Consider the following 21,513-nt stretch of genomic DNA (forward strand, 5'->3'; position numbering starts at 1 on the left):
CCGCGCGTTCCCCCCTGTACCGCCCGCCCCACCGCCCCCCCCCCCCCCCCCCCCCCCCCCCCCCCCCCCCCACGGCCCCCCCCCCCCCCCCCCCCCCCCACTCCCGTGGACGGTTCGAAGAGTGGGAACGACGATCAGGCCGGCTTCATCCGGCTCGGGCCGCCGAAGCGGGTTCCGCGGTCTTCCTTGGCGGCGGTGGGCGGAGCGGTCGGCGGGACCGCTGGAGGGGCCGCGGTGCCTTCGTCCTGGTGGGCGGCGGTGCGGGAGCCGAAGTTCCCGTACCCCTGCATCTCGTGCGGCCTCAGTCCGCTTTCCGGGAACTCCACGTACTCCCGGTCCTCACAGATTTCCGCTTGGCCGGAGGCAGGCAGCTTCGGCTGGCTCTCGGCGCTCGGGGGCGCCGGTTCGCGGTCGCGTACTCGCTGGCCCAGCCAGAAGGCGAGCATCAGGAACACCACGACGATGATGCCCACGGCCAGGAACCATACGATGTCCGAGAGTATGTCCATATCATGAAAATACCCCCAAAAAGGTCGCGCTAAGCGTCGTAGTCGCCGCGCCGGAGTGGTGGTGTGCCGGCTGCCGGGGCATATACCCCGGGTGGCAGAGGGTGCGCAGTGGGGGGAGCAGAGATGACGCCGACGCGCCGCACACGGTCGACATGAAGTGGCTCGCACGCCGCCGGGCCACTCGCGGTCCCGGCGCCGCCCAGGTCTCCGACACCGGCCACAGCGGCGGCGGCACGGTGACCACGGAGACCACGGAGACCACGGAGACCGACCACGCCCCGCACCCCCACCCGCCCTCGGGGCGGCGGGGCCGGGGGGCCCGGCGTGCAGGCGTGCCGGGCAGCAGCACCCCCCCGGCGGATGGGCACCCGCATGAAGGCCACCCTGCGGAGGGCCACCCTGCGGAGGGCCACCCTGCGGACGGCCGTGCTGCCGACGGTCCCCGCCGCCGGCCCGCCCGCGAACCCGGCCGCCCGCCCGACCGCCGGCCCGCCGCCGAGCCCGTCCAGGTCGGCACCGGCCATGTCCAGGTCCGGGTCCAGGTCGGCAGCGTCCCCGCCCTCGCCGCCGCCTTCCAGACCCGGCCCGGTCTGCGCAGCCGCATAGACGAGGCCCGCAGCGGCCAAGCGACCGTCGTCCTCACCCAGGCGTCGACGGACGAAGTCTCTACGGGCGACGGGGGCGGAGTCGGCACGACCCAGCTCGCCGCCGCGTACGCGCACCAGGCCCTCGCCGACGGCACCGAACTGGTCGTGTGGGTGAACGCCGCCGATGCGGCCCGGGTGCCCGCAGCCTACGCCCGGGCCGCGCACCGGATCTCAGCCCTCGGCGGCCCCGGCAACCGCGACAGCCCCGCCGGCATCGACAGCCCCGCCGGCCCCGACAGCCCCGCCGGCCTCGACAGCCCCGCCGACGCCGACGATCCCCGCGACCCCGGCCGGGACGCGGACCCGGACGCCGAGGCCGACGCCCTCGCGTTCCTCGACTGGCTGGCCACCACTCCCCGCGCCTGGCTGGTCGTACTCGACGACATCACCGACGCCGACGCCCTCGCCCGCTGGTGGCCCCCCGTCTCGCCGACCGGTTCGGGGCGGGTGCTCGCCACCACGCGGCGGCGCGACGCCGTGCCGGCGGGACAGGGGCGGGCCGTCGTGGACGTCGACGCGTACAGCCCCGCCGAGGCCGTCGCCTACCTGCGCAGCCGCCTCACCGGCGCGGGCCGCACGCACCTGCTCGACGACCGGGTGACCGCCCTCGCCGAGCGCTTGGGCAGGCACCCGCTCGCCCTCGCCCTCGCGACCGCGTACATGATCAACGTCGACGCGCGGTGCGGCGAGTACCTCGACCTCTTCACCCGGTGCCACCAGCGGCTCGGCGCGTCCGGGCCGCCCCGGCAGCCCGCGGCAGCCGGAGGGCACGCACGACACGTCGCCGCCGCCCTGCTGCTCGCCCTCGACGCGGCCCAGGAGTGCGACCCGGTCGGACTCGCCGTCCCCGCCGTCCGCCTCGCCGCCGTACTCGACCCGGCCGGCCACCCGCGGGCCCTGTGGAGCAGCGACGCCGTCGTCGCCCACCTCGCCGCGGCCGCGGGCACGGACGTCGACGCGGGCCAGGCCCGGGCCGTCGTACGCCTGCTGCACCGGTACGGCGTGATCACCCACGACCACCGGGCGGGACCGCGGGCGGTACGGATCCACGCCCTGACCGCACGCGCGGCCCGCGAGTCCACCCCCGCCGGGGACCTCCCGGCCATCCTGACCGCGGCCGCGGACGCCGTACTGGAACTGTGGCCGGAAGCCGACCGCGCGGGGGAGCCCCCCGGAACGGACACCGACACCACCACGGCCACGGCCACGGCCACGGCCACCGGCACCGGCACCGACCCCGACGCGGACCTGGGCGAGGCGCTGCGCGCCAACGCCAACACGCTCGCGTACGAGCCGTCGGACACCCTCTGGACCCCCACGGTCCACCCGGCACTGAACCGCGCCGGGCACAGTCTGCTCGACGTCGGCCTCCACCGGGCGGGGATCGCGTACTGGCAGTACCTGAGCGCCCGTTGCGAGGAGGTCCTCGGCCCCGAGCACCGCACCACCCTCGCCCACCGGGCCGGCCTCGCCGTCGGCTACGCAAAGGCCGGCTACGGCAGCGAGGCCCTGGACCTGAAGGAGCAGATCGTCGCCGACCGGGCACGGCTCTTCGGCCCGGACGACCCCGAGACCCTGACCGCCCGCGCGAACCTCGCCGTCTCGTACCTCGACGTCAACCGCTTCTCCGAGGCCGTATCCCTCCTCGAAGAAGTCGTCGCCGCACACGAGCGACTGCACGGCGACACCGCCCCGCGCACCCTCGAGGCCCGGGCCGGCCTCGCCTCGGCCCTGACGATGGCCGGCCGCACCGAGGACGCCCTCGCGCTGCGGGAGGAGATCCTCGAAGCGCACGAACTCCGCCTGGGCCGCGACGAACCCGCCACCCTGACCGCAGCCGCCCGCCTCGGCGTCTCCTTATGGTCGGCGGGCCGCCTGACGGACGCCGTCACCCTCCTCGAACGCACCGCCGCCGACCGGGCCCGGGTCCTGGGTCCGGAACACCCCGACACCCTCGTCTCGATGTCCCACCTGGCCCACGCGTACTGGTCGGTGGACCGGCGTGCGGACGCGATCACCCTCCACGCCCGCGTCGCCGCCACCCGGGAACGCCTCCTGGGCCCCGACCACCCCGACACCGTCGAGGCCCGCGCGACCCTGTCCCAACACCTGCCCCCCACCAAAAAACGCTGGTGGCACCGCACGACCCGCCGCTAGGCCGCCGTTATGCCCCGGCAGTCAGGGTGCTGAGGACCTCCGCACAGATCGCCATGGCGGTCTCCGCCGGGGTACGGGCCCCCAGATCCAGGCCGATCGGACCGTGGATCCGGCCGAGCTGCTCCTCGCTCGCCCCCGCCGCGAGCAGCCCGTCACGCCGCCGCGCCTGCGTCTTGCGCGAGCCGAGCGCACCGACGTACGGCACCCCGCCCGTCAGCGCGGTCCGCAGCGTCGGCACGTCGAATTCCGGGTCGTGGCTCAGCATCACCAGGCACTCCGAGCCCCGCCCGGACCCGAGCAGCTCGGCCGCCTGTGCCCCGTCGGTGGTGGTCACCGCCTGCCAGCCCAGCAGCCGCGCCTGCCGCCCGATGAGCTCGGCCAGCTCGCCCCCGCCGCCGATCACCAGGTACGGGTCCGCCGGCAGCGCCTCGATCAGCACCAGTCCCGCGTCCCCGTCGCCGCACCGCGCGTCCCGCCCGGCACGGTGGTACCCGAGCATCTCGACCGCCCGCTCCTCGGCCTCACCGGCCCCGGACCCTCCCCCGGCCCCGGGGGTCGCGCCGGGCCGCACCACCGTACTGACGACGTGCCGCCCGGCCTCGTCGAGCCGCGACACCAGCGCCGCCCCGGCCCCCTCGCCGAGCAGACGCCACCACTCCCCGGGTACGGAATCCAGCGGCTGCAACAGAACCTCCGCCTGACCGCCACAGGTCAGCCCGGCCACCTCGGCCTCGCTCCCGTGCACGGACACCTCGCACACGCGCGCCGTGTCCCCGGCGGGCACGGCAGCCGCCTCGGCCACCAGCTGTGCGTCGAACACCCCGCGGTACAGGCTCCCGACGCACGCCCCGCGCGGATCGACGAGCACGGCCCCGCCGGGCTCACGAGGCCCGAAACCCTGCTCGGTGACGGGCCGCGCCAGAAACGCCCCGCGCCCCTCGACCGCCCACTGCCGCGCCGTCTCCACGAGCTCCCGCATCACGCGCCGCCCCTCTCAGAGAACTACCTGGTCAGCCCCAACATATGCCCGCCCCCACCCCACACGCCCGCGCCGGCCCCAGGTCAGTCGGATCCCCCAACCCCACCCCCCGCCAACCCCCCTCCCCCTCGTACATCCCTCCTACAGCCCCAGAGACGTCCTGCATGACGCAGGGCCGGGGATCTGTCCGTCAGGGTGCGTAAGAAGTACGGGCACGACCGGCGTACGTGAACGACGCGGACGGCAACGTCGTCGCACGGGTGGACCGGCGCAGCGGCCATCTGGAGCCGATTCGGCCCGAGTTGTGCCGTTGAGTAACGTTTTGCCGAGTTCGGCACTGCTGCGGGAAGAGGCGGCCTCGCCCCTGGCGCACCGCCGTACGACCTCCGGTCCCGCAACCACGCCGCCGGCCTGGACGGCAGCGAGGAGCGATGCGCCAGGGAAGCAGCGACGCTCGTCCCGGCCGACGCCGGGGCGGCGAAAAGGCTGGTGCGCGGCGCCGACGGAAGCGGGTAACGTCGTTGTCATGTTCTTCCAGACGCCGGTTTACGAGTGAGAGCGTGACGGGCCCCTGCTGACGCCCTTCGACGTCGCCGCCCGTCACCCACCGATGAATGCGCAGATCACTCCACACAACGACCGGGAGAACCCGTGACCAAGAGCAAGAACATCAACAACCCCGTGGGCCAGGGCGGCGGCCAGCGCAAGAGGCTGTCCCGCGCCGAACGGCAGAACAACGGTCCGCACCGCAACCTCGACCGCCAGGGTGCCGCCGACAAGAAGGCGGAACTGCTGCGCAAGATGCGCGAGAAGACGGGCGCAGCCGAGGGCGCCGGCCAGGCGGGCGACGACACCGCACAGAGCTGACGCACCGCCGCCGCAGGGCCCGGACCGCGACGCGCGGCCCGGGCCCAGCTGCCGCATCGAGGCGCGGCGTTCGGGCGCCACTCACGCGCGAACAGTGACAGACAACGAGAAAGCCCCGAACTCAGTGGAACTGAGTTCGGGGCTTCTTCTTTGGCACTTGCGCTGGTCAGCGGATGATTTCGCTGTTCCAGCGGAAGTGCCCCCGGCAGGATTCGAACCTGCGCACACGGCTCCGGAGGCCGTTGCTCTATCCCCTGAGCTACGGGGGCGTGTCGTTCGCTGTGCGGCGACGGGTTGAACACTACCAGCTTCCATGGGGTGATCAGGAACGGGTTTGCGGGGGACCGGGGGGTGGGTCGCCCGGAGGGGGTGGAAGTGGGGAAAACCCGGACGCGGGGGCCGGGGCCGACCTACTCTCGAGTTGTGCCAGGCGCGTCGGGCCGGGTGCTTGTTGTCGACGACAACAAGGTCATCCGGCAGCTGATCAAGGTCAATCTCGAGCTGGAGGGCTTCGAGGTCGTGACCGCGAGCGATGGTGCCGAGTGCCTGGACGTGGTCCATGACGTGTGCCCCGACGTCGTGACCCTGGACGTGGTCATGCCGCGGCTCGACGGGCTCGGGACCGCCGCGCGGCTGCGGTCCGATCCGCGGACCAGTCACCTGCCCGTCGCCATCGTGAGCGCCTGCACCCAGTACGAGGCCGAGGGCGGGGCCGCGCTCGGCGTCGACGCGTTCCTGGCCAAGCCCTTCGAGCCGGCCGAGCTGATCCGGCTCGTGCACCGGCTCATGGAGCACGAGGGGCGCCGCGCGAGGGCGGGACGCGCCCGCGGCTGAGCCCGTCGGGCCGGGCCGGGAGGGCCGGGCGCCCACATGGCGAAACTGTTCGCGGTCCGGACCCCCTCCTCGCCTAGGCTGGACCCGTGATCCCCGCCGACCTCTCCCGTACCGTCGTGCGCGCCGTGCGCAGCGCCGTCGAGGACGGAGAGCTGCGTGTCCGGGTGCCCGACCGGGTGGTCGTCGAGCGGACCAGGCCGGGGGGAGTGGGGGAGTACGCCTGCAACATCGCGCTCCGGCTGGCGCGCGAGGCCGGGCGGCCTCCGTACGAGCTCGCGGAGCTGCTCGCCGGGCGGCTCGCCGGGAACCCGGGGATCGCGGCCGTCGAGATCACCCGGCCCGGGTTTCTGAACTTCTCCCTGCGGAGCCCGGCCCGTCAGCTCGTCGGCGTCGTCGGCGAGCAGGGGGCGCGGTACGGGCACGGGGACGCGCTGGACGGATCCTTCTACGCCCGCCCCGACGGCGGCGAGCTGCGGGGCGCCGTCGTGCTCGGGAGCGTCGGGCGGATCCTGGAGGCCCAGGGGGCGCGGCCCGGCACTGCTCCCGCGGCCGCCGCCGATCTTCCGCTGCCCGACGTTGCCCCGCTCGCTCTGCGCGACGCCGACGCGTACGAGCGGCTCGGCGCGGCCGACGCGCGCTGGCTGATGCTCGCCACCCCCGCCCGCGAGACCCTCCGCCTCCCCGCCGGCGTGCTGCCCCAGGACGAGTCCAACGCGTGCTTCCGGGTCCGCTACGCGCACTCCCGCTCCCGCGCCCTGCTGCGGGGCGCCGGCGCGCTGGGCGTCGAGCCCGTACACGAGGACCCGCAGGGCGCCGGCGCGCTGCTCGCCCTGATCGCCGAGTACCCGCTCGTCCTGGAGGCCGCCGCCCACCACCGGGCCCCGGAGCGGATCACGCGGCACCTCGCGCTGACCGCCGACGCCTTCCTGGACTTCCAGTACGACGTGCTTCCCAAGGGGGACGAGAAACCCTCGGCCGCCCACCGCGCCCGGACGGCCCTCGCCGCTGCCGCCGGGACGGTGCTCGCCGGTGGCCTGTCCCTGCTCGGCATCGACGCCCCAGACATCCTGTAGAACAAAGAGAGACCGACGATGAGCCGTTCCGCGCACCCCGCAGGGCCCCGCCACGGGGACGTACTCCCCGAGAGCCACTACACCGCGCCGCCCTCCGACCTCAACGCCCTCGACGAGAAGGTCTGGGCGAAGACGGTCGTGCGCGGCGACGACGGTGTGGTCTCCGTCGGAGGCATCGAAGTCACTCGGCTCGCCGAGGAGTTCGGCACCCCTGCCTACTTCCTCGACGAGGCCGACTTCCGCGAGCGCTGCCGCGCCTGGGCGCACGCCTTCGGGCCCGGCGCCGACGTCTTCTACGCCGGGAAGGCCTTCCTCTCCAAGGCCGTCGTGCGCTGGCTGAAGGAAGAGGGGCTCAACCTCGACGTCTGCTCGGCCGGCGAGCTGAGCACCGCCCTCGCCGCCGAGATGCCGGCCGAGCGCATCGCGTACCACGGCAACAACAAGTCCGTGGCCGAGATCCGCCGGGCCATCGAGGCCGGGGTCGGGCGGATCGTTCTCGACTCCTTCCAGGAGATCGCGCGCGTCGCGCACATCGCCGCCGAACTGGGCGTCCGCCAGCGCGTGCAGATCCGCGTCACCGTCGGAGTCGAGGCGCACACGCACGAGTTCATCGCGACCGCGCACGAGGACCAGAAGTTCGGCATCGCGGTGGCCGACGGGCTGGCCGCCGAGGCCGTACGCCGCGCCCTCGGGCACGACAGCCTCGACCTGATCGGCATCCACTCGCACATCGGCTCGCAGATCTTCGACATGGCCGGCTTCGAGGTCTCGGCCCGGCGCGTGGTGCAGCTGCTGGCCGCCGTCCGCGACGAGCACGGCGTCGAGCTGCCCGAGATCGACCTCGGTGGCGGCCTCGGCATCGCCTACACCGCCTCGGACGACCCGCGCGAGCCCCACGAGATCGCCAAGGCGCTGACCGAGATCGTCACCCGCGAGTGCGAGTCCGCCGGGCTGCGCACGCCGCGGATCTCGGTGGAGCCGGGCCGCGCGATCGTCGGGCCCACGGCGTTCACGCTGTACGAGGTCGGCACCATCAAGCCGCTGGAGGGGCTGCGGACGTACGTCAGCGTCGACGGCGGCATGTCGGACAACATCCGCACCGCGCTGTACGACGCCGAGTACAGCGTCGCGCTCGTCTCGCGCCGCTCCGACGCCGAGCCCATGCTGTCCCGTGTGGTCGGCAAGCACTGCGAGAGCGGCGACGTCGTCGTACGGGACGCCTTCCTGCCCGCGGACCTGGCGCCCGGCGACCTGATCGCCGTACCGGCCACCGGGGCGTACTGCCGCTCCATGGCCAGCAACTACAACCACGCGCTGCGGCCGCCGGTCGTCGCCGTGCGCGAGGGGGCCGGGCGCGTGATCGTCCGGCGCGAGACGGAGGAAGATCTCCTGCGCCTCGACCTCGGATAATGAAATAGGTGTCTCACGCACTGGACGGAGGGTGGAAACTTGTGTCCAGTGCGTGAGACTGGGTGACACCTAGCTTGTAAAAGGCTTGCAGAGCGCAAGCCGTGTTTTTGACGAAAGGCGTAGGTCGAATGATGCGTACGCGTCCGCTGAAGGTGGCGCTGCTGGGCTGTGGAGTGGTCGGCTCAGAGGTGGCGCGCATCATGACGACGCACGCCGACGACCTCACAGCCAGGATCGGGGCGCCGGTCGAACTGGCCGGCGTCGCCGTGCGCCGCCCCTCCAAGGTGCGCGAGGGCATCGACCCCGCGCTCATCACCACCGACGCGACCGCCCTGGTCAAACGCGGCGACATCGACGTGATCATCGAGGTCATCGGCGGCATCGAGCCCGCCCGCACCCTCATCACCACGGCCTTCGAGCACGGGGCCTCCGTCGTCTCCGCGAACAAGGCCCTGCTGGCCCAGGACGGCGCCGCCCTGCACGCCGCCGCCGAGCAGCACGGCAAGGACCTCTACTACGAGGCCGCCGTCGCCGGCGCCATCCCGCTGATCCGCCCGCTGCGGGAGTCCCTCGTCGGCGACAAGATCAACCGCGTCATGGGCATCGTCAACGGCACGACGAACTTCATCCTCGACAAGATGGACTCGACCGGCGCCGGCTACCAGGAAGCGCTCGACGAGGCCACCGCCCTCGGGTACGCCGAAGCCGACCCGACCGCCGACGTCGAGGGCTACGACGCCGCCGCCAAGGCCGCGATCCTGGCCGGCATCGCCTTCCACACCCGGGTCCGCCTCGACGACGTGTACCGCGAGGGGATGACCGAGGTCAGCGCCGCCGACTTCGCCTCCGCCAAGCGCATGGGCTGCACCATCAAGCTGCTGGCCATCCTGGAGCGCGCCGCGGACGGCGAGTCCGTCACCGCCCGCGTCCACCCGGCGATGATTCCGCTGAGCCACCCCCTGGCCTCCGTGCGCGAGGCCTACAACGCCGTCTTCGTCGAGGCGGAGGCGGCCGGGCGGCTCATGTTCTACGGTCCGGGAGCGGGCGGCGCGCCGACCGCCTCGGCCGTCCTCGGCGACCTCGTCGCCGTCTGCCGCAACAAGCTCGCCGAGGCAACGGGGCCGGGCGAGTCGGCGTACACCCAGCTGCCGGTCAGCCCGATGGGCGATGTCGTGACCCGCTACCACATCAGTCTCGACGTGGCCGACAAGCCGGGCGTGCTCGCCCAGGTGGCGACGGTCTTCGCCGAGCACGGCGTGTCGATCGACACCGTCCGGCAGCAGGGTAAGGACGGCGAGGCCTCCCTCGTCGTCGTCACCCACCGCGCGCCCGATGCGGCCCTCTCGGGGACCGTAGAGGCGCTGCGGAAGCTCGACACCGTCCGCGGTGTCGCCAGCATCATGCGCGTTGAAGGGGAGTAAGCACCCATGAGCAGCAATCGCACCCACCAGTGGCGCGGCATCATCGAGGAGTACCGGGACCGCCTGCCGGTGACGGACACGACTCCCGTGGTGACGCTCCGCGAGGGCGGCACGCCCCTGGTCCCCGCGCAGGTGCTCTCCGAGCGCACGGGTTGTGAGGTGCACCTCAAGGTCGAGGGTGCCAACCCGACCGGTTCCTTCAAGGACCGCGGCATGACCATGGCGATCACCAAGGCCAAGGAGGACGGCGCGAAGGCCGTCATCTGCGCCTCGACCGGGAACACCTCTGCCTCCGCGGCCGCCTACGCGGTCCGCGCGGGCATGGTCAGCGCCGTGCTCGTGCCGCAGGGCAAGATCGCCCTCGGCAAGATGGGCCAGGCGCTGGTGCACGGCGCCCGGATCCTCCAGGTCGACGGGAACTTCGACGACTGTCTGGAACTCGCCCGTCGTCTGTCCGAGAACTACCCGGTGGCGCTGGTCAATTCCGTCAATCCGGTGCGCATCGAGGGTCAGAAGACCGCGGCGTTCGAGATCGTGGACGCGCTGGGCGACGCCCCCGACATCCACGTCCTGCCGGTGGGCAACGCGGGCAACATCACCGCGTACTGGAAGGGCTTCAAGGAGTACCGCGCCGACGGTCTGGCCACCCGGACCCCGCGCATCTGGGGCTTCCAGGCCTCCGGCTCCGCGCCCATCGTGCGCGGCGAGATCGTCAAGGAGCCGCACACCATCGCGACCGCCATCCGGATCGGCAACCCGGCTTCCTGGGACTACGCCCTGGCGGCCCGGGACGAGTCGGGCGGCTTCATCGACGAGGTGACGGACCGCCAGATCCTGGCCGCGTACCGCCTGCTGGCCGCCCAGGAGGGCGTCTTCGTGGAGCCCGCCTCGGCCGCCTCGGTGGCCGGTCTCCTCAAGGCCGCCGAAGCGGGCCTGGTGGACCCGGGCCAGAAGATCGTCTGCACCGTCACCGGCAACGGCCTCAAGGACCCCGACTGGGCGGTCGCCGGAGCGCCGCAGCCGGTCACCGTGCCGGTGGACGCCGAGGCCGCCGCGGCCCGCCTGGGCCTGGTGTAACCCAACCCGGTCGGTACTGCGACAAAGGGGCACAGGAGGCTCGCGACACGCATCGTGCGCCTCCTGTGCGCCCTATGTCGCGACAGAACCTTCCTTCGATAGGCTGTACTTACATCCGTCAGCCGCATATGCCGTGCCTGAGCTGCATATGCCCGGGGTCTGCTGTCAGTGGCCCGTCAGGTCTGTGGATGTCGTACCTTCTGCAGTACATTCGCCGCGAAATCTCGCAGCCAGTCACAAGGAGTGTCATCGAGCGATGGCCGGTCCAGCGTTCCGCGCCGCCGCCGTACGGGTGCGCGTCCCTGCCTCCAGCGCCAACCTCGGCCCGGGCTTCGACGCCCTGGGCCTCGCCCTGGGGCTCTACGACGACGTCGTCGTACGGGTGGCCGACTCCGGCCTGAACATCGACATCGCGGGCGAGGGCGCCGACACCCTGCCCCGCGACGAGAGCCACCTGCTCGTACGCTCCATGCGCACGGCCTTCGACCTGCTCGGCGGGCAGCCGCGCGGCCTCGAGGTCGTCTGCGCCAACCGCATCCCGCACGGCCGCGGCCTCGGCTCGTCGTCCGCCGCCATCTGCGCCGGCATCGTCGCCGCCCGCGCCGTGACCATAGGCGGCGAGGCCAAGCTCGACGACACCGCCCTGCTGGAGCTGGCCACCGAGATCGAGGGCCACCCCGACAACGTCGCCGCCTGCCTGCTCGGCGGTTTCACGCTCGCCTGGATGGACGGCGGCTCCGCCAAGGCCATCAGGATGGAGCCCAGCGATTCCATCGTTCCGGTGGTCTTCGTCCCCTCCAAGCCGGTGCTGACCGAGACCGCGCGCGGACTGCTGCCGCGCACCGTCCCGCACGTCGACGCCGCGGTCAACGCCGGCCGTGCCGCGCTGCTCGTCGAGGCCCTGACCAGGCGCCCCGAGCTGCTGCTGCCGGCCACCGAGGACCGGCTCCACCAGGACTACCGCTCCCCGGCGATGCCGGAGAGCGTGGCCCTGGTCAACCGACTGCGCGCGGACGGAGTCCCCGCGGTCATCTCCGGCGCGGGCCCCACGGTCCTCGCGCTGGTCGAGAACAGCGCCGCCGACAAGGTCGCGCTGCTCGCGGGCGAGGGGTGGGCGGCCAACCGGCTGGCCCTCGACGCCGCGGGCGCGAGCGTTCTGCCGCTCGGCGGCTGAGCGCGGAGGAGGCGCTCTTGCGCGAGGGCACGCAAGAGCGCGTTTGCCGGTGAGTCACGCGATTGCCGGTGAGTGAGAGGGGGAATGTCTGTTGGATCCGGTAGTGTTAACCTCAAGTACGCATCCGAAGCCTTTGTGGCTCGGTGCTCAGTGTCCCCATCCGGGACCACCTTTCTTCCGGGAGCCTCCCCAACTGCTTTGATCACTGCCAGGCAGTTTCGAGCACGCTCCGGAATCGGCGTGACATTCCCACGCTTCCAGCTGGGGGGCTTCGCCGGAACCCATGCACATGCACTAATTCTTCCGCCGTATTTGTACCGGCGGACCACCGCCCCGGCACGGTCCAAACGAATGGGCCGAGGTCGGACAGCACAACCGGTCGCCGAGCCAGACAGGCCGACGTCCGCTCCAGGGAAGGACCCTTCGTGAGCGACACCACCGATCTGATGGGCGTTGCCGACACCTCTGTCGACAGCAGCGCGCCCGCCGCGGGCGCCGCGCCCAAGCGACGCCGCTCCGGCACCGGCCTCGAGGGCATGGTCCTGGCCGAGCTGCAGCAGGTCGCCTCCGGCCTCGGTATCAGGGGCACCGCGCGGATGCGCAAGAGCCAGCTGATCGAGGTCATCAAGGAGGCGCAGGCGGGCGGGGGCAGCACCCCCAAGGCCGCGGCCGACGCCGCCGAGACCAAGCCCAAGCGCCGCGCCACCTCCAAGGCCCGTACCGCCGACGCCGCGCCGGCCGAGGCCGCCGAGGCTCCGGCCGCTGCCGCGCGCGCCGAGAAGCCTGCCGCGCAGCAGATCGACATCCCGGGTCAGCCGGCCAGCGAGGACCAGCCGGCCGGCGAGCGCCGCCGTCGCCGGGCCACCGCACCCTCGGGCAGCCCCGAGCAGTCCGCCGCGGCCACCGCGCCCGTGCAGACCGAGGCGAAGACCGAGACCGTCCAGGCGGAGGCCAGGGCCGACGCCGGTGCCGTGCAGGCGCAGGACGGCGCCGAGGGCCGCGGCCGTCGTGACCGCCGCGACCGCGGTGAGCGCGGTGAGCGCGGTCAGCGCGACCGCCGCGAGCGCGGCAAGGGCGAGGAGCAGCAGGGCGCCGGCCAGCAGGACCGTCAGGACCGCGGCCAGGGCGGCCAGCGCCAGCAGCAGGGCGGCCGAGGCCAGGGCCAGGGCCAGGGTCAGAGCCAGGGCCAGCAGCAGCGGGACAACGGTCCCCAGGACGACTTCGACGACGAAGGCGGCCGCCGTGGCCGTCGCGGCCGCTACCGGGACCGCCGCGGGCGTCGTGGCCGTGACGAGTTCGGCGCGGGCGCCGGCGAGCCGCAGGTCGCCGACGACGACGTCCTGATCCCCGTCGCGGGCATCCTCGACATCCTCGACAACTACGCCTTCATCCGGACCTCCGGCTACCTGCCGGGCCCGAACGACGTGTACGTCTCGCTGGCCCAGGTCCGCAAGAGCGGCCTGCGCAAGGGCGACCACGTCACCGGTGCGGTCCGCCAGCCGAAGGAGGGCGAGCGCCGCGAGAAGTTCAACGCGCTCGTGCGCCTCGACTCGGTCAACGGCATGGCGCCGGAGTCCGGCCGCGGCCGCCCCGAGTTCCAGAAGCTGACGCCGCTGTACCCGCAGGACCGCCTCCGCCTGGAGACGGACCCGGGCGTGCTGACGACCCGCATCATCGACCTCGTCTCGCCCATCGGCAAGGGCCAGCGCGGTCTGATCGTGGCCCCGCCGAAGACCGGCAAGACCATGATCATGCAGGCGATCGCCAACGCGATCACCACGAACAACCCCGAGTGCCACCTGATGGTCGTCCTGGTCGACGAGCGTCCGGAAGAGGTCACCGACATGCAGCGGTCGGTCAAGGGCGAGGTCATCTCCTCGACCTTCGACCGCCCGGCCGAGGACCACACCACGGTCGCCGAGCTGGCCATCGAGCGCGCCAAGCGTCTCGTCGAGCTGGGTCACGACGTGGTCGTCCTGCTGGACTCCATCACCCGCCTGGGCCGCGCGTACAACCTCGCGGCGCCCGCCTCCGGCCGCATCCTGTCCGGTGGTGTCGACTCGACCGCGCTGTACCCGCCGAAGCGCTTCTTCGGTGCCGCGCGCAACATCGAGGACGGCGGCTCGCTGACCATCCTGGCCACCGCGCTGGTCGACACCGGCTCGCGCATGGACGAGGTGATCTTCGAGGAGTTCAAGGGCACCGGCAACATGGAGCTCAAGCTCGACCGGAAGCTCGCCGACAAGCGCATCTTCCCGGCCGTCGACGTCGACCCGTCGGGCACCCGCAAGGAGGAGATCCTCCTCAACAGCGAGGAGCTCAGCATCGTCTGGAAGCTGCGCCGGGTGCTGCACGCGCTCGACTCGCAGCAGGCGATCGAGCTGCTGCTCGACAAGATGAAGCAGACGAAGTCGAACGCCGAGTTCCTGATGCAGATCGCCAAGACGACCCCGTCGGGCAAGAACGACGACTGACGGAGCGTCGGCCGAATCGGCTGACGAAACGTCAATCGATGCAACCGCCCCGGCACTTCGGTGCCGGGGCGGTTTCGTTTTGTCCCCGGTGCGTCACGGGTATTTCCGTGTCTTGTAACAGACTCAACCTTCCTTCGTAACTCGGCCTCTATTGATTGGAGTTGGACGCGGACACGTCATATGGTGAGCGGGCCGCACATCGGGGGACATCGGTCGCGCTGCCGGAACAGACGCTTCCTCATCAGCGTCTGCCAGGCGCTTCTGCCCTTCGCGTCACCGCGCTTCGCCTGCCGAAGCCTCCCCGGGCGTGCACGAGTATCCGTTCTACGGGGAGTTTGAGTGTTCCTTTCCAAGACCGTGCGTCGCTTCACCACTGCGGGCTTCGCGTCCGCGATAGCCGCCGGCCTGCTGGCCACCGGTGCGGCTCCGGCCGGTGCCGCCACCGCCGCTGAGCCGACCGACGCGCAGCTCATGAACATCATCAAGAACGTCACCGCCAACGACGCCCCGCAGCGGGAGTCGTACATCATCGGCGGCGCCAAGACGTCCATCAAGAAGTACCCCTTCATGGCGCAGCTGTTCGTCCAGGACAGCCAGGGCCGCGGCTACTTCTGCGGCGGTTCCGTCGTCAACTCGCGCAAGATCGTGACCGCTGCCCACTGCGTCAAGGGCCGCAACTACGTCACCAAGGGTGTCGTCGTCACCGGTGCCACGCACCTCGCCGACAGCAGCAGCCTCTACGGCGGCAAGGTCTTCGCCGTCAAGAAGCAGTGGATCCACCCGAAGTACAACCCGAAGACGTTCAAGAACGACATCGCGGTCCTGACGCTGGCGAAGAAGACCAACGCCAAGCCGATCAAGGTCACGACCGCCACGGACAAGGCTTCGTACCGTCCGGGCACCAAGGCCGTCACGGCCGGCTGGGGCCGCTACAGCTCCCGCAGCAACAACATCTCGCCCAACCTGAAGCACGCCGTTCTGCCGATCCAGGCGGACTCCACGTGCGGCAGCCGCTACGTGTGGGGCAACAAGTTCATCAAGGGCGCGATGGTCTGCGCCGGCAAGAAGACCACCGGTAGCGACCGCACCACCGTCACCACCTGCAACGGCGACTCCGGTGGCCCGCTGATCGTCAAGGGCCGCCTCGTGGGCGTTACGTCCTGGGGTGTCGTGAACTGCGTGCAGAAGGGTGTCTACCCGGTGTTCGCGAAGTACAGCGCGTACGCCAAGATCGTGGCGCCGCAGCTGCGCAACTAGCGGCACCCCCCTGCCGCGAGGCGGGTCCGATGCGCAAGGATCGAACCCGCCTCTCTTGATTCCGGCGCGCGTCTCCCACCCGGGGGGCGCGCGCCGGCCAACTTCGAAGGATGACGCGTGCACATACGCACTCGTGGTGGCCGTCTGCAGAGCAGAAGGCTTCTCGTGGCCCCCGTGGCCGTGTCCGTTCTCGCCCTCGCGGGCGCGACCCTGACCGCGACCGGCGCTCAGGCCGCCGACACCGGGACCACCGCCGCCGCGGACTCCGCGCCGGTGAAGACCGACGGGGTCAAGCAGCGCACGGACGCCTTCAAGGCGCTGCGTGCTGCCCAGGGCGACAAGCCCACCGCCGGAGCCATGATCATCGGCGGGTCGCAGACCTCGATCGACAACGCGCCGTGGACGGCGCAGCTGTTCTGGATCGACCCGTCCAACCCCGAGAACGGCTCGTTCTGCGGCGGCTCCGTCGTCACTCCCACGAAGATCGTGACCGCCGCGCACTGCGTCGAGGGTCTCAACTACGCCAACGGCGGCCACATCGTCACGGGCGGGACGCAGCTGGCCAGCGTCTACTCGGACGGCACCGTGGTTCCCAACGGCGGCACCGTCTACAAGGTGCAGCGCCAGTGGATCCACCCCGGCTACAACAACAGCACGTTCGACAACGACGTGGCCGTGCTCACCCTGAGCTCGAAGACCTCCGCGAAGAACCTGCCGCTCGCCCGGAGCACCGACACCGGCGCCTACACGCCCGGCGCCATCGCGACCGTGTACGGCTGGGGCCTCACCTCTTCCGGCGGCAGCCTGTCGCCGTACCTGAAGAAGGCGGACCTGCCGATCGTCGCGGACAGCACCTGCGACAACTTCTGGGACCCGCAGACGCAGTTCTTCAAGGCCCACATGGTCTGCGCGGGCAAGCCCGCCACCGGTTCCAACACCGGCACCAACACCGCGTGCAACGGCGACTCCGGCGGCCCGCTCGTCCGTAACGGCCGCCTGATCGGCATCGTCTCCTGGGGCGTCGTCGGCTGTGTCCAGCAGGGCGCCTACGGCGTCTACGCCAAGGCCACCGCCTACGCGGGCGCGCTGCGCGCCGAGGTCTACGACGCGAACTGGAACCGCGACTCCGCCGCGGACCTGATCGCGCGGAACTCCTCGAACGCCGACCTGTACCCGTTCTACTCGAAGCTCACCTCGCTCTCCAAGGGCAGCAGCGCCGGTGACGCGACGACCGCGAACCTGATCCGCCAGACCGACCTGAACCGGGACGGTGCGCAGGACCTGATCCGCCGCAACGCCAGCGGCGACATCTACCTGCAGAACGGCGCCACCAAGACGTGGTCCAAGGTCACCACCGGCTGGCAGACCCGCCGCCAGATCGTCGCCCCCGGCGACGTGACCGGCGACGACCTGCCCGACGTGGTGTCGGTCACCTCCAACGGCGACCTGTACATCAACGCCGGCAAGGGCAACGGCACCTTCGGCTCCGGCGTCAAGGTCGGCTTCGGTTGGCAGGGCTACAACGCGGTCCGCGGCTACGGCGACCTGAACGGTGACGGCAAGGCCGACCTCGTCGCCCGTGACGCCGCCGGCAACCTGTACCTGTACAAGGGCAACGGCGTTCAGAGCGCGAGCGCCTTCGCCGCCCGCGTCAAGATCGGCGGCGGCTGGCAGATCTACAACCAGATCAACATGGTCGGCGACGTCAACAACGACGGAAAGGCCGACCTGCTGGCCCGCGACAGCGCCGGAACCATGTGGCTGTACCGCGGCTACGGCAAGTCCACCGGTGCGACCTTCGCCACACGCGTGAACTTCGGCGGTGGCTGGAACGCGTACAACCTGTTCGGCTAAAGCCCAGGTGAGCCCGCGATAACGGGCTGATCACGGCGTCAAAACGTGTCACCCCTGTGCCCACCGTGTCCACACGGTGGGCACAGGTCGTCGTGCAACCCTTTCTCCCCGCCACCCGTCTCCCCTGACGGGAAGCGGGGGGACGACAGCACCCGGGGGACATCGCCGGAGAACTGAGGAGAGCATGACGGAGGACAGCAGGGGCCGGGCCGCGGGCGGGCGGGGCCGGCGGCGCAAGCAGGCCCCGCGGCGCAAGGCCCTCGCGATCGTCGCCTGGACGGCGGCCGGAGTGGTGGTGCTGGGCGGCGGCGGCCTCGGCTACTTCTACGTCAAGTTCAACGGGAACCTGAAGAGCGTCGACATCGACGCCGCGCTCGGCAACGACCGCCCCGCTGACGTCGACAACGGCTCGATGGACATCCTCGTCCTCGGCTCCGACTCGCGCCGCGGCGGCGACAACTCCGACTACGGGGCCGACGACGGCGGCTCGGCCCGCTCCGACACGGCGATGATCGTCCACCTCTACGAGGGCCACAAGCAGGCCAGCGTCGTCTCCATACCCCGCGACACCCTGGTCACCCGGCCCTCCTGCACCACGGAGGGCGGCAAGACCGACCCCGGCGGCGAGCGCCAGATGTTCAACGAGTCGTTCACCATCGGCGGGGCCGCCTGCGCGGTCAAGACCGTCGAGAAGATGTCGGGGATCCGCATGGACCACTACATCGAGGTCGACTTCACCGGCTTCAAGAAGATCATCGACAAGCTCGGCGGCGTGGAGGTCACCACCACCAAGCCGATCAAGGACGGCGCCAGCCACCTCGACCTGGGCGTCGGCACCCACCAGCTCAACGGCGAGCAGGCCCTCGGCCTGGTCCGCACCCGCAAGAGCGTCGGCGACGGCAGCGACCTGGGCCGAATACAGCTCCAGCAGGCCTTCATCAAGGCACTGATCAAGCAGGTCAAGGGCATCGGGGTGTTCGACAACCCGACGCGGCTGCTCGACCTCGCCGACACCGGCACCAAGGCGATCACCACCGACAGCAAGCTCAGCGACGTCAAGGACCTCATGGGCTTCGCGGCCGGCCTCGCGGAGATCGACCCCCACGACCTGAAGATGATCACCCTTCCGGTCGCCGCGGACAGCATCGACCCCAACCGCGTCGTGCCCCTGTCGAAGGAGTCCGGCCAGGTCTGGCAGGCCCTCCTCGCCGACCGGCCGATCCCCGCCTCGGCCACCGAGAACTCCGCCGGCGACAAGGGAACCGCGGGCTCCATCGTCAAGGAATAGATGCCCGCCCGCCCCCGTTGAGGGGAGCGTCCTCAAATTTTGTCAGGCGGGCCAGTCCTGGCAGACTGGTACGTCGGCCCCGGTTCACGCAGCGCGCAATTCCGCCGCATGCGACCCGGTGCCCTCCCGAAACTAGGAGACACCTTGAAGCACGAGATCCACCCCGAGTACGTCGAGACCCAGGTCAGCTGCACCTGCGGCGCGTCGTTCACCACCCGTAGCACCCTGACCGAGGGCTCCATCCGTGCCGAGGTCTGCTCCGAGTGCCACCCGTTCTACACGGGCAAGCAGAAGATCCTCGACACCGGTGGCCGTGTGGCCCGCTTCGAGGCCCGCTTCGGCAAGGCCGCGGCCAAGAAGTAGCGCGACTCCGGCGCCGGTCACCGGTCGCCCCCTGTTCACGCGGGGGCGGCCGGACCGGCGCCTTTGTCGTCCCGCAGCCTTCCCGTCTCTTCCCCCAGGAGCCCCCCGATGTTCGAAGCGGTCGAGGAACTGATCGGCGAGCACGCCGATCTCGAGAAGCAGCTCGCCGACCCTTCGGTCCACTCAGACCAGGCGAACGCGCGCAAGCTCAACAAGCGCTACGCCGAGCTGACCCCCATCGTGGGAACCTTCCGCGCCTGGAAGCAGGCCGGTGAGGACATCGAGACGGCGAAGGAGTTCGCGGCCGACGACCCGGACTTCGCCGCCGAGGTCAAGGTGCTGACCGCGCAGCGCGAAGAGCTCACCGAGAAGCTCCGCCTGCTGCTGGTCCCGCGCGACCCCAGCGACGACAAGGACGTCCTCCTCGAGATCAAGGCGGGCGCGGGCGGCGACGAGTCCGCCCTGTTCGCCGGCGACCTCCTGCGCATGTACCTGCGCTACGCCGAGCGCATCGGCTGGAAGACCGAGATCATCGACTCCACCGAGTCCGAGCTCGGCGGCTACAAGGACGTCCAGGTCTCCGTCCGCACCAAGGGCGGCCAGGGTGCCACCGAGCCCGGTCAGGGCGTCTGGGCCCGGATGAAGTACGAGGGCGGAGTGCACCGCGTCCAGCGCGTCCCCGCCACCGAGTCCCAGGGCCGCATCCACACCTCCGCCGCCGGCGTGCTCGTCACCCCGGAGGCCGAGGAGGTCGAGGTCGAGATCAACGCGAACGACCTGCGCATCGACGTCTACCGGTCCTCGGGCCCCGGCGGCCAGTCCGTCAACACCACCGACTCCGCCGTGCGCATCACGCACCTGCCCACCGGCGTCGTCGCCTCCTGCCAGAACGAGAAGAGCCAGCTCCAGAACAAGGAGCAGGCCATGCGCATCCTGCGGTCGCGCCTGCTGGCCGCCGCGCAGGAGGCCGCCGAGCAGGAAGCCGCCGACGCCCGCCGCAGCCAGGTGCGCACCGTCGACCGCTCCGAGAAGATCCGTACCTACAACTTCCCGGAGAACCGGATCTCGGATCACCGGGTCGGCTTCAAGTCGTACAACCTGGACCAGGTCCTGGACGGCGACCTCGACGCGGTCATCCAGGCCTGCGTGGACGCGGACTCCGCGGCCAAGCTCGCCGCCGCACAGTAAGCCCGGCCCGTCCGGCCTGCCCGGACAGGCCGCACCAGGCCAACCCCTGTACGACCCCGGTGGAGGAAGCGTGAACCTGCTGCTCGCGGAGGTGGCCCAGGCCACCCAGCGGCTGGCCGCCGCCGGCGTGCCCTCACCGCGCTTCGACGCGGAAGAGCTCGCCGCGTGGGTGCACGGCGTCAAACGGGGTGAACTGCACAACGTCAAGGACGCCGACTTCGACGCGCGCTACTGGGAAGCCGTGGCGCGCCGCGAGGCCCGCGAGCCGCTCCAGCACATCACCGGCCGCGCGTTCTTCCGCTACCTGGAGCTCCAGGTGGGCCCGGGCGTCTTCGTGCCGCGCCCCGAGACCGAGTCCGTCGTCGACTGGGCCATACACGCCGTACGGGCCATGGACGTCGTCGAGCCGCTGATCGTCGACCTGTGCACCGGCTCCGGCGCCATCGCCCTCGCCATGGCCCAGGAGGTGCCGCGCTCGCGCGTGCACGCCGTCGAGCTGTCCGAGGACGCACTGCGCTGGACCCGCAAGAACGCCGAGGGCTCCCGCGTCACCGTGCACCAGGGCGACGCGCTGACCGCGCTCCCCGAGCTGGACGGGCAGGTCGACCTGGTGATCTCGAACCCGCCGTACATCCCGCTCACCGAGTGGGAGTACGTCGCCCCCGAGGCCCGCGACCACGACCCCGAGATGGCGCTGTTCTCCGGCGAGGACGGCCTCGACACCATCCGCGGCCTGGAGCGCACCGCACACCGGCTGCTGCGCCCCGGCGGCGTCGTCGTGGTCGAGCACGCGGACACCCAGGGCGGCCAGGTCCCGTGGATCTTCGCCGAGGAACGCGGCTGGGCGGATGCCGCCGACCACCCCGACCTCAACAACCGCCCGCGCTTCGCCACCGCCCGCAAGGCCATGCCGTGACGACGCCCCACCCCGCCCCCACCAC

At 71.5% G+C, this 21,513-nt stretch carries 17 protein-coding genes and 1 tRNA gene; 15 read left to right on the top strand and 3 right to left on the bottom strand.

Annotated elements, in window-relative coordinates; all coding sequences use genetic code 11:
• Positions 1–134 precede the first annotated feature (134 nt).
• Positions 135–509 carry a DUF6479 family protein gene (locus tag ACZ7H1_RS23885; protein WP_470789427.1) on the bottom strand — a complete coding sequence of 125 codons (375 nt, stop codon included), beginning with the start codon at positions 507–509 and terminating at the stop codon, positions 135–137.
• 152 nt (positions 510–661) lie between these two features.
• Here ACZ7H1_RS23885 and ACZ7H1_RS23890 point away from each other — a divergent pair, with 152 nt between their 5' ends.
• Entirely contained in the window at positions 662–3,313 is a 2,652-nt protein-coding gene (locus ACZ7H1_RS23890) for a tetratricopeptide repeat protein (RefSeq protein ID WP_470789429.1), read from the top strand.
• A 7-nt stretch (positions 3,314–3,320) separates the two neighbouring features.
• Here ACZ7H1_RS23890 and ACZ7H1_RS23895 read toward each other — a convergent pair whose 3' ends face one another.
• Positions 3,321–4,292: an XdhC family protein gene (locus ACZ7H1_RS23895; protein ID WP_470789431.1), complete on the bottom strand. Its 972-nt coding sequence runs from the start codon at positions 4,290–4,292 to the stop codon at positions 3,321–3,323.
• A gap of 651 nt (positions 4,293–4,943) precedes the next feature.
• Here ACZ7H1_RS23895 and ACZ7H1_RS23900 point away from each other — a divergent pair.
• Positions 4,944–5,159 (top strand): DUF6243 family protein, encoded by a 216-nt coding sequence (locus tag ACZ7H1_RS23900; RefSeq protein WP_470789433.1) that lies wholly within the window; start codon positions 4,944–4,946, stop codon positions 5,157–5,159.
• 197 nt (positions 5,160–5,356) lie between these two features.
• Here ACZ7H1_RS23900 and ACZ7H1_RS23905 read toward each other — a convergent pair.
• Positions 5,357–5,428, bottom strand: a tRNA-Arg gene (locus tag ACZ7H1_RS23905).
• 82 nt (positions 5,429–5,510) lie between these two features.
• On the opposite strand from ACZ7H1_RS23905, the gene ACZ7H1_RS23910 reads away from it, so the two are divergent.
• The 13 genes from ACZ7H1_RS23910 to prmC all read left to right on the top strand — a co-directional run bounded on the left by ACZ7H1_RS23910 (position 5,511) and on the right by prmC (position 21,488).
• A complete protein-coding gene (locus tag ACZ7H1_RS23910; RefSeq protein ID WP_470789434.1) occupies positions 5,511–5,993 on the top strand; it encodes a response regulator in 483 nt (160 codons plus the stop codon).
• An 86-nt stretch (positions 5,994–6,079) separates the two neighbouring features.
• On the top strand, positions 6,080–7,066 hold the full coding sequence (gene nrtL / locus ACZ7H1_RS23915; protein WP_470789435.1) for an ArgS-related anticodon-binding protein NrtL: 987 nt from the start codon (positions 6,080–6,082) through the stop codon (positions 7,064–7,066).
• 18 nt (positions 7,067–7,084) lie between these two features.
• Positions 7,085–8,476, top strand: a complete 1,392-nt coding sequence (lysA, locus tag ACZ7H1_RS23920) for a diaminopimelate decarboxylase (protein WP_470789436.1) — start codon at positions 7,085–7,087, stop codon at positions 8,474–8,476.
• A 131-nt stretch (positions 8,477–8,607) separates the two neighbouring features.
• Positions 8,608–9,897 carry a homoserine dehydrogenase gene (locus ACZ7H1_RS23925; RefSeq protein WP_470789557.1) on the top strand — a complete coding sequence of 430 codons (1,290 nt, stop codon included), beginning with the start codon at positions 8,608–8,610 and terminating at the stop codon, positions 9,895–9,897.
• A 6-nt stretch (positions 9,898–9,903) separates the two neighbouring features.
• Positions 9,904–10,974: a threonine synthase gene (gene thrC, locus ACZ7H1_RS23930; RefSeq protein WP_470789438.1), complete on the top strand. Its 1,071-nt coding sequence runs from the start codon at positions 9,904–9,906 to the stop codon at positions 10,972–10,974.
• Positions 10,975–11,230: 256 nt separating this feature from the next.
• Positions 11,231–12,148: a homoserine kinase gene (thrB, locus tag ACZ7H1_RS23935; RefSeq protein ID WP_470789439.1), complete on the top strand. Its 918-nt coding sequence runs from the start codon at positions 11,231–11,233 to the stop codon at positions 12,146–12,148.
• 425 nt (positions 12,149–12,573) lie between these two features.
• Positions 12,574–14,622 (top strand): transcription termination factor Rho, encoded by a 2,049-nt coding sequence (gene rho, locus ACZ7H1_RS23940; RefSeq protein ID WP_470789440.1) that lies wholly within the window; start codon positions 12,574–12,576, stop codon positions 14,620–14,622.
• 339 nt (positions 14,623–14,961) lie between these two features.
• On the top strand, positions 14,962–15,879 hold the full coding sequence (locus ACZ7H1_RS23945; RefSeq protein ID WP_470789442.1) for a S1 family peptidase: 918 nt from the start codon (positions 14,962–14,964) through the stop codon (positions 15,877–15,879).
• Positions 15,880–16,053: 174 nt separating this feature from the next.
• Positions 16,054–17,733, top strand: a complete 1,680-nt coding sequence (locus tag ACZ7H1_RS23950) for a trypsin-like serine protease (protein WP_470789444.1) — start codon at positions 16,054–16,056, stop codon at positions 17,731–17,733.
• 184 nt (positions 17,734–17,917) lie between these two features.
• Complete coding sequence (locus ACZ7H1_RS23955; RefSeq protein ID WP_470789445.1) at positions 17,918–19,021, top strand: LCP family protein; 1,104 nt, start codon at positions 17,918–17,920, stop codon at positions 19,019–19,021.
• A gap of 144 nt (positions 19,022–19,165) precedes the next feature.
• Positions 19,166–19,384, top strand: a complete 219-nt coding sequence (gene rpmE, locus ACZ7H1_RS23960; RefSeq protein ID WP_470789447.1) for a 50S ribosomal protein L31 — start codon at positions 19,166–19,168, stop codon at positions 19,382–19,384.
• A 108-nt stretch (positions 19,385–19,492) separates the two neighbouring features.
• Positions 19,493–20,572, top strand: a complete 1,080-nt coding sequence (prfA, locus tag ACZ7H1_RS23965) for a peptide chain release factor 1 (RefSeq protein ID WP_470789449.1) — start codon at positions 19,493–19,495, stop codon at positions 20,570–20,572.
• 70 nt (positions 20,573–20,642) lie between these two features.
• Positions 20,643–21,488, top strand: a complete 846-nt coding sequence (prmC, locus tag ACZ7H1_RS23970) for a peptide chain release factor N(5)-glutamine methyltransferase (protein WP_470789451.1) — start codon at positions 20,643–20,645, stop codon at positions 21,486–21,488.
• Positions 21,489–21,513: the final 25 nt, after the last annotated feature.

It is taken from the genome of Streptomyces sp. NPDC037401 (assembly GCF_055602345.1).

Bases quoted from the DNA above. Each gene is read 5' to 3' on its own strand.
- prfA (WP_470789449.1), top strand. From the start codon at position 19,493: ATGTTCGAAGCGGTCGAGGAACTGATCGGCGAGCACGCCGATCTCGAG.
- thrC (WP_470789438.1), top strand. From the start codon at position 9,904: ATGAGCAGCAATCGCACCCACCAGTGGCGCGGCATCATCGAGGAGTAC.
- lysA (WP_470789436.1), top strand. From the start codon at position 7,085: ATGAGCCGTTCCGCGCACCCCGCAGGGCCCCGCCACGGGGACGTACTC.
- ACZ7H1_RS23925 (WP_470789557.1), top strand. From the start codon at position 8,608: ATGCGTACGCGTCCGCTGAAGGTGGCGCTGCTGGGCTGTGGAGTGGTC.
- ACZ7H1_RS23890 (WP_470789429.1), top strand. From the start codon at position 662: ATGAAGTGGCTCGCACGCCGCCGGGCCACTCGCGGTCCCGGCGCCGCC.
- thrB (WP_470789439.1), top strand. From the start codon at position 11,231: ATGGCCGGTCCAGCGTTCCGCGCCGCCGCCGTACGGGTGCGCGTCCCT.
- ACZ7H1_RS23895 (WP_470789431.1), bottom strand. From the start codon at position 4,292: ATGCGGGAGCTCGTGGAGACGGCGCGGCAGTGGGCGGTCGAGGGGCGC.
- ACZ7H1_RS23885 (WP_470789427.1), bottom strand. From the start codon at position 509: ATGGACATACTCTCGGACATCGTATGGTTCCTGGCCGTGGGCATCATC.
- ACZ7H1_RS23955 (WP_470789445.1), top strand. From the start codon at position 17,918: ATGACGGAGGACAGCAGGGGCCGGGCCGCGGGCGGGCGGGGCCGGCGG.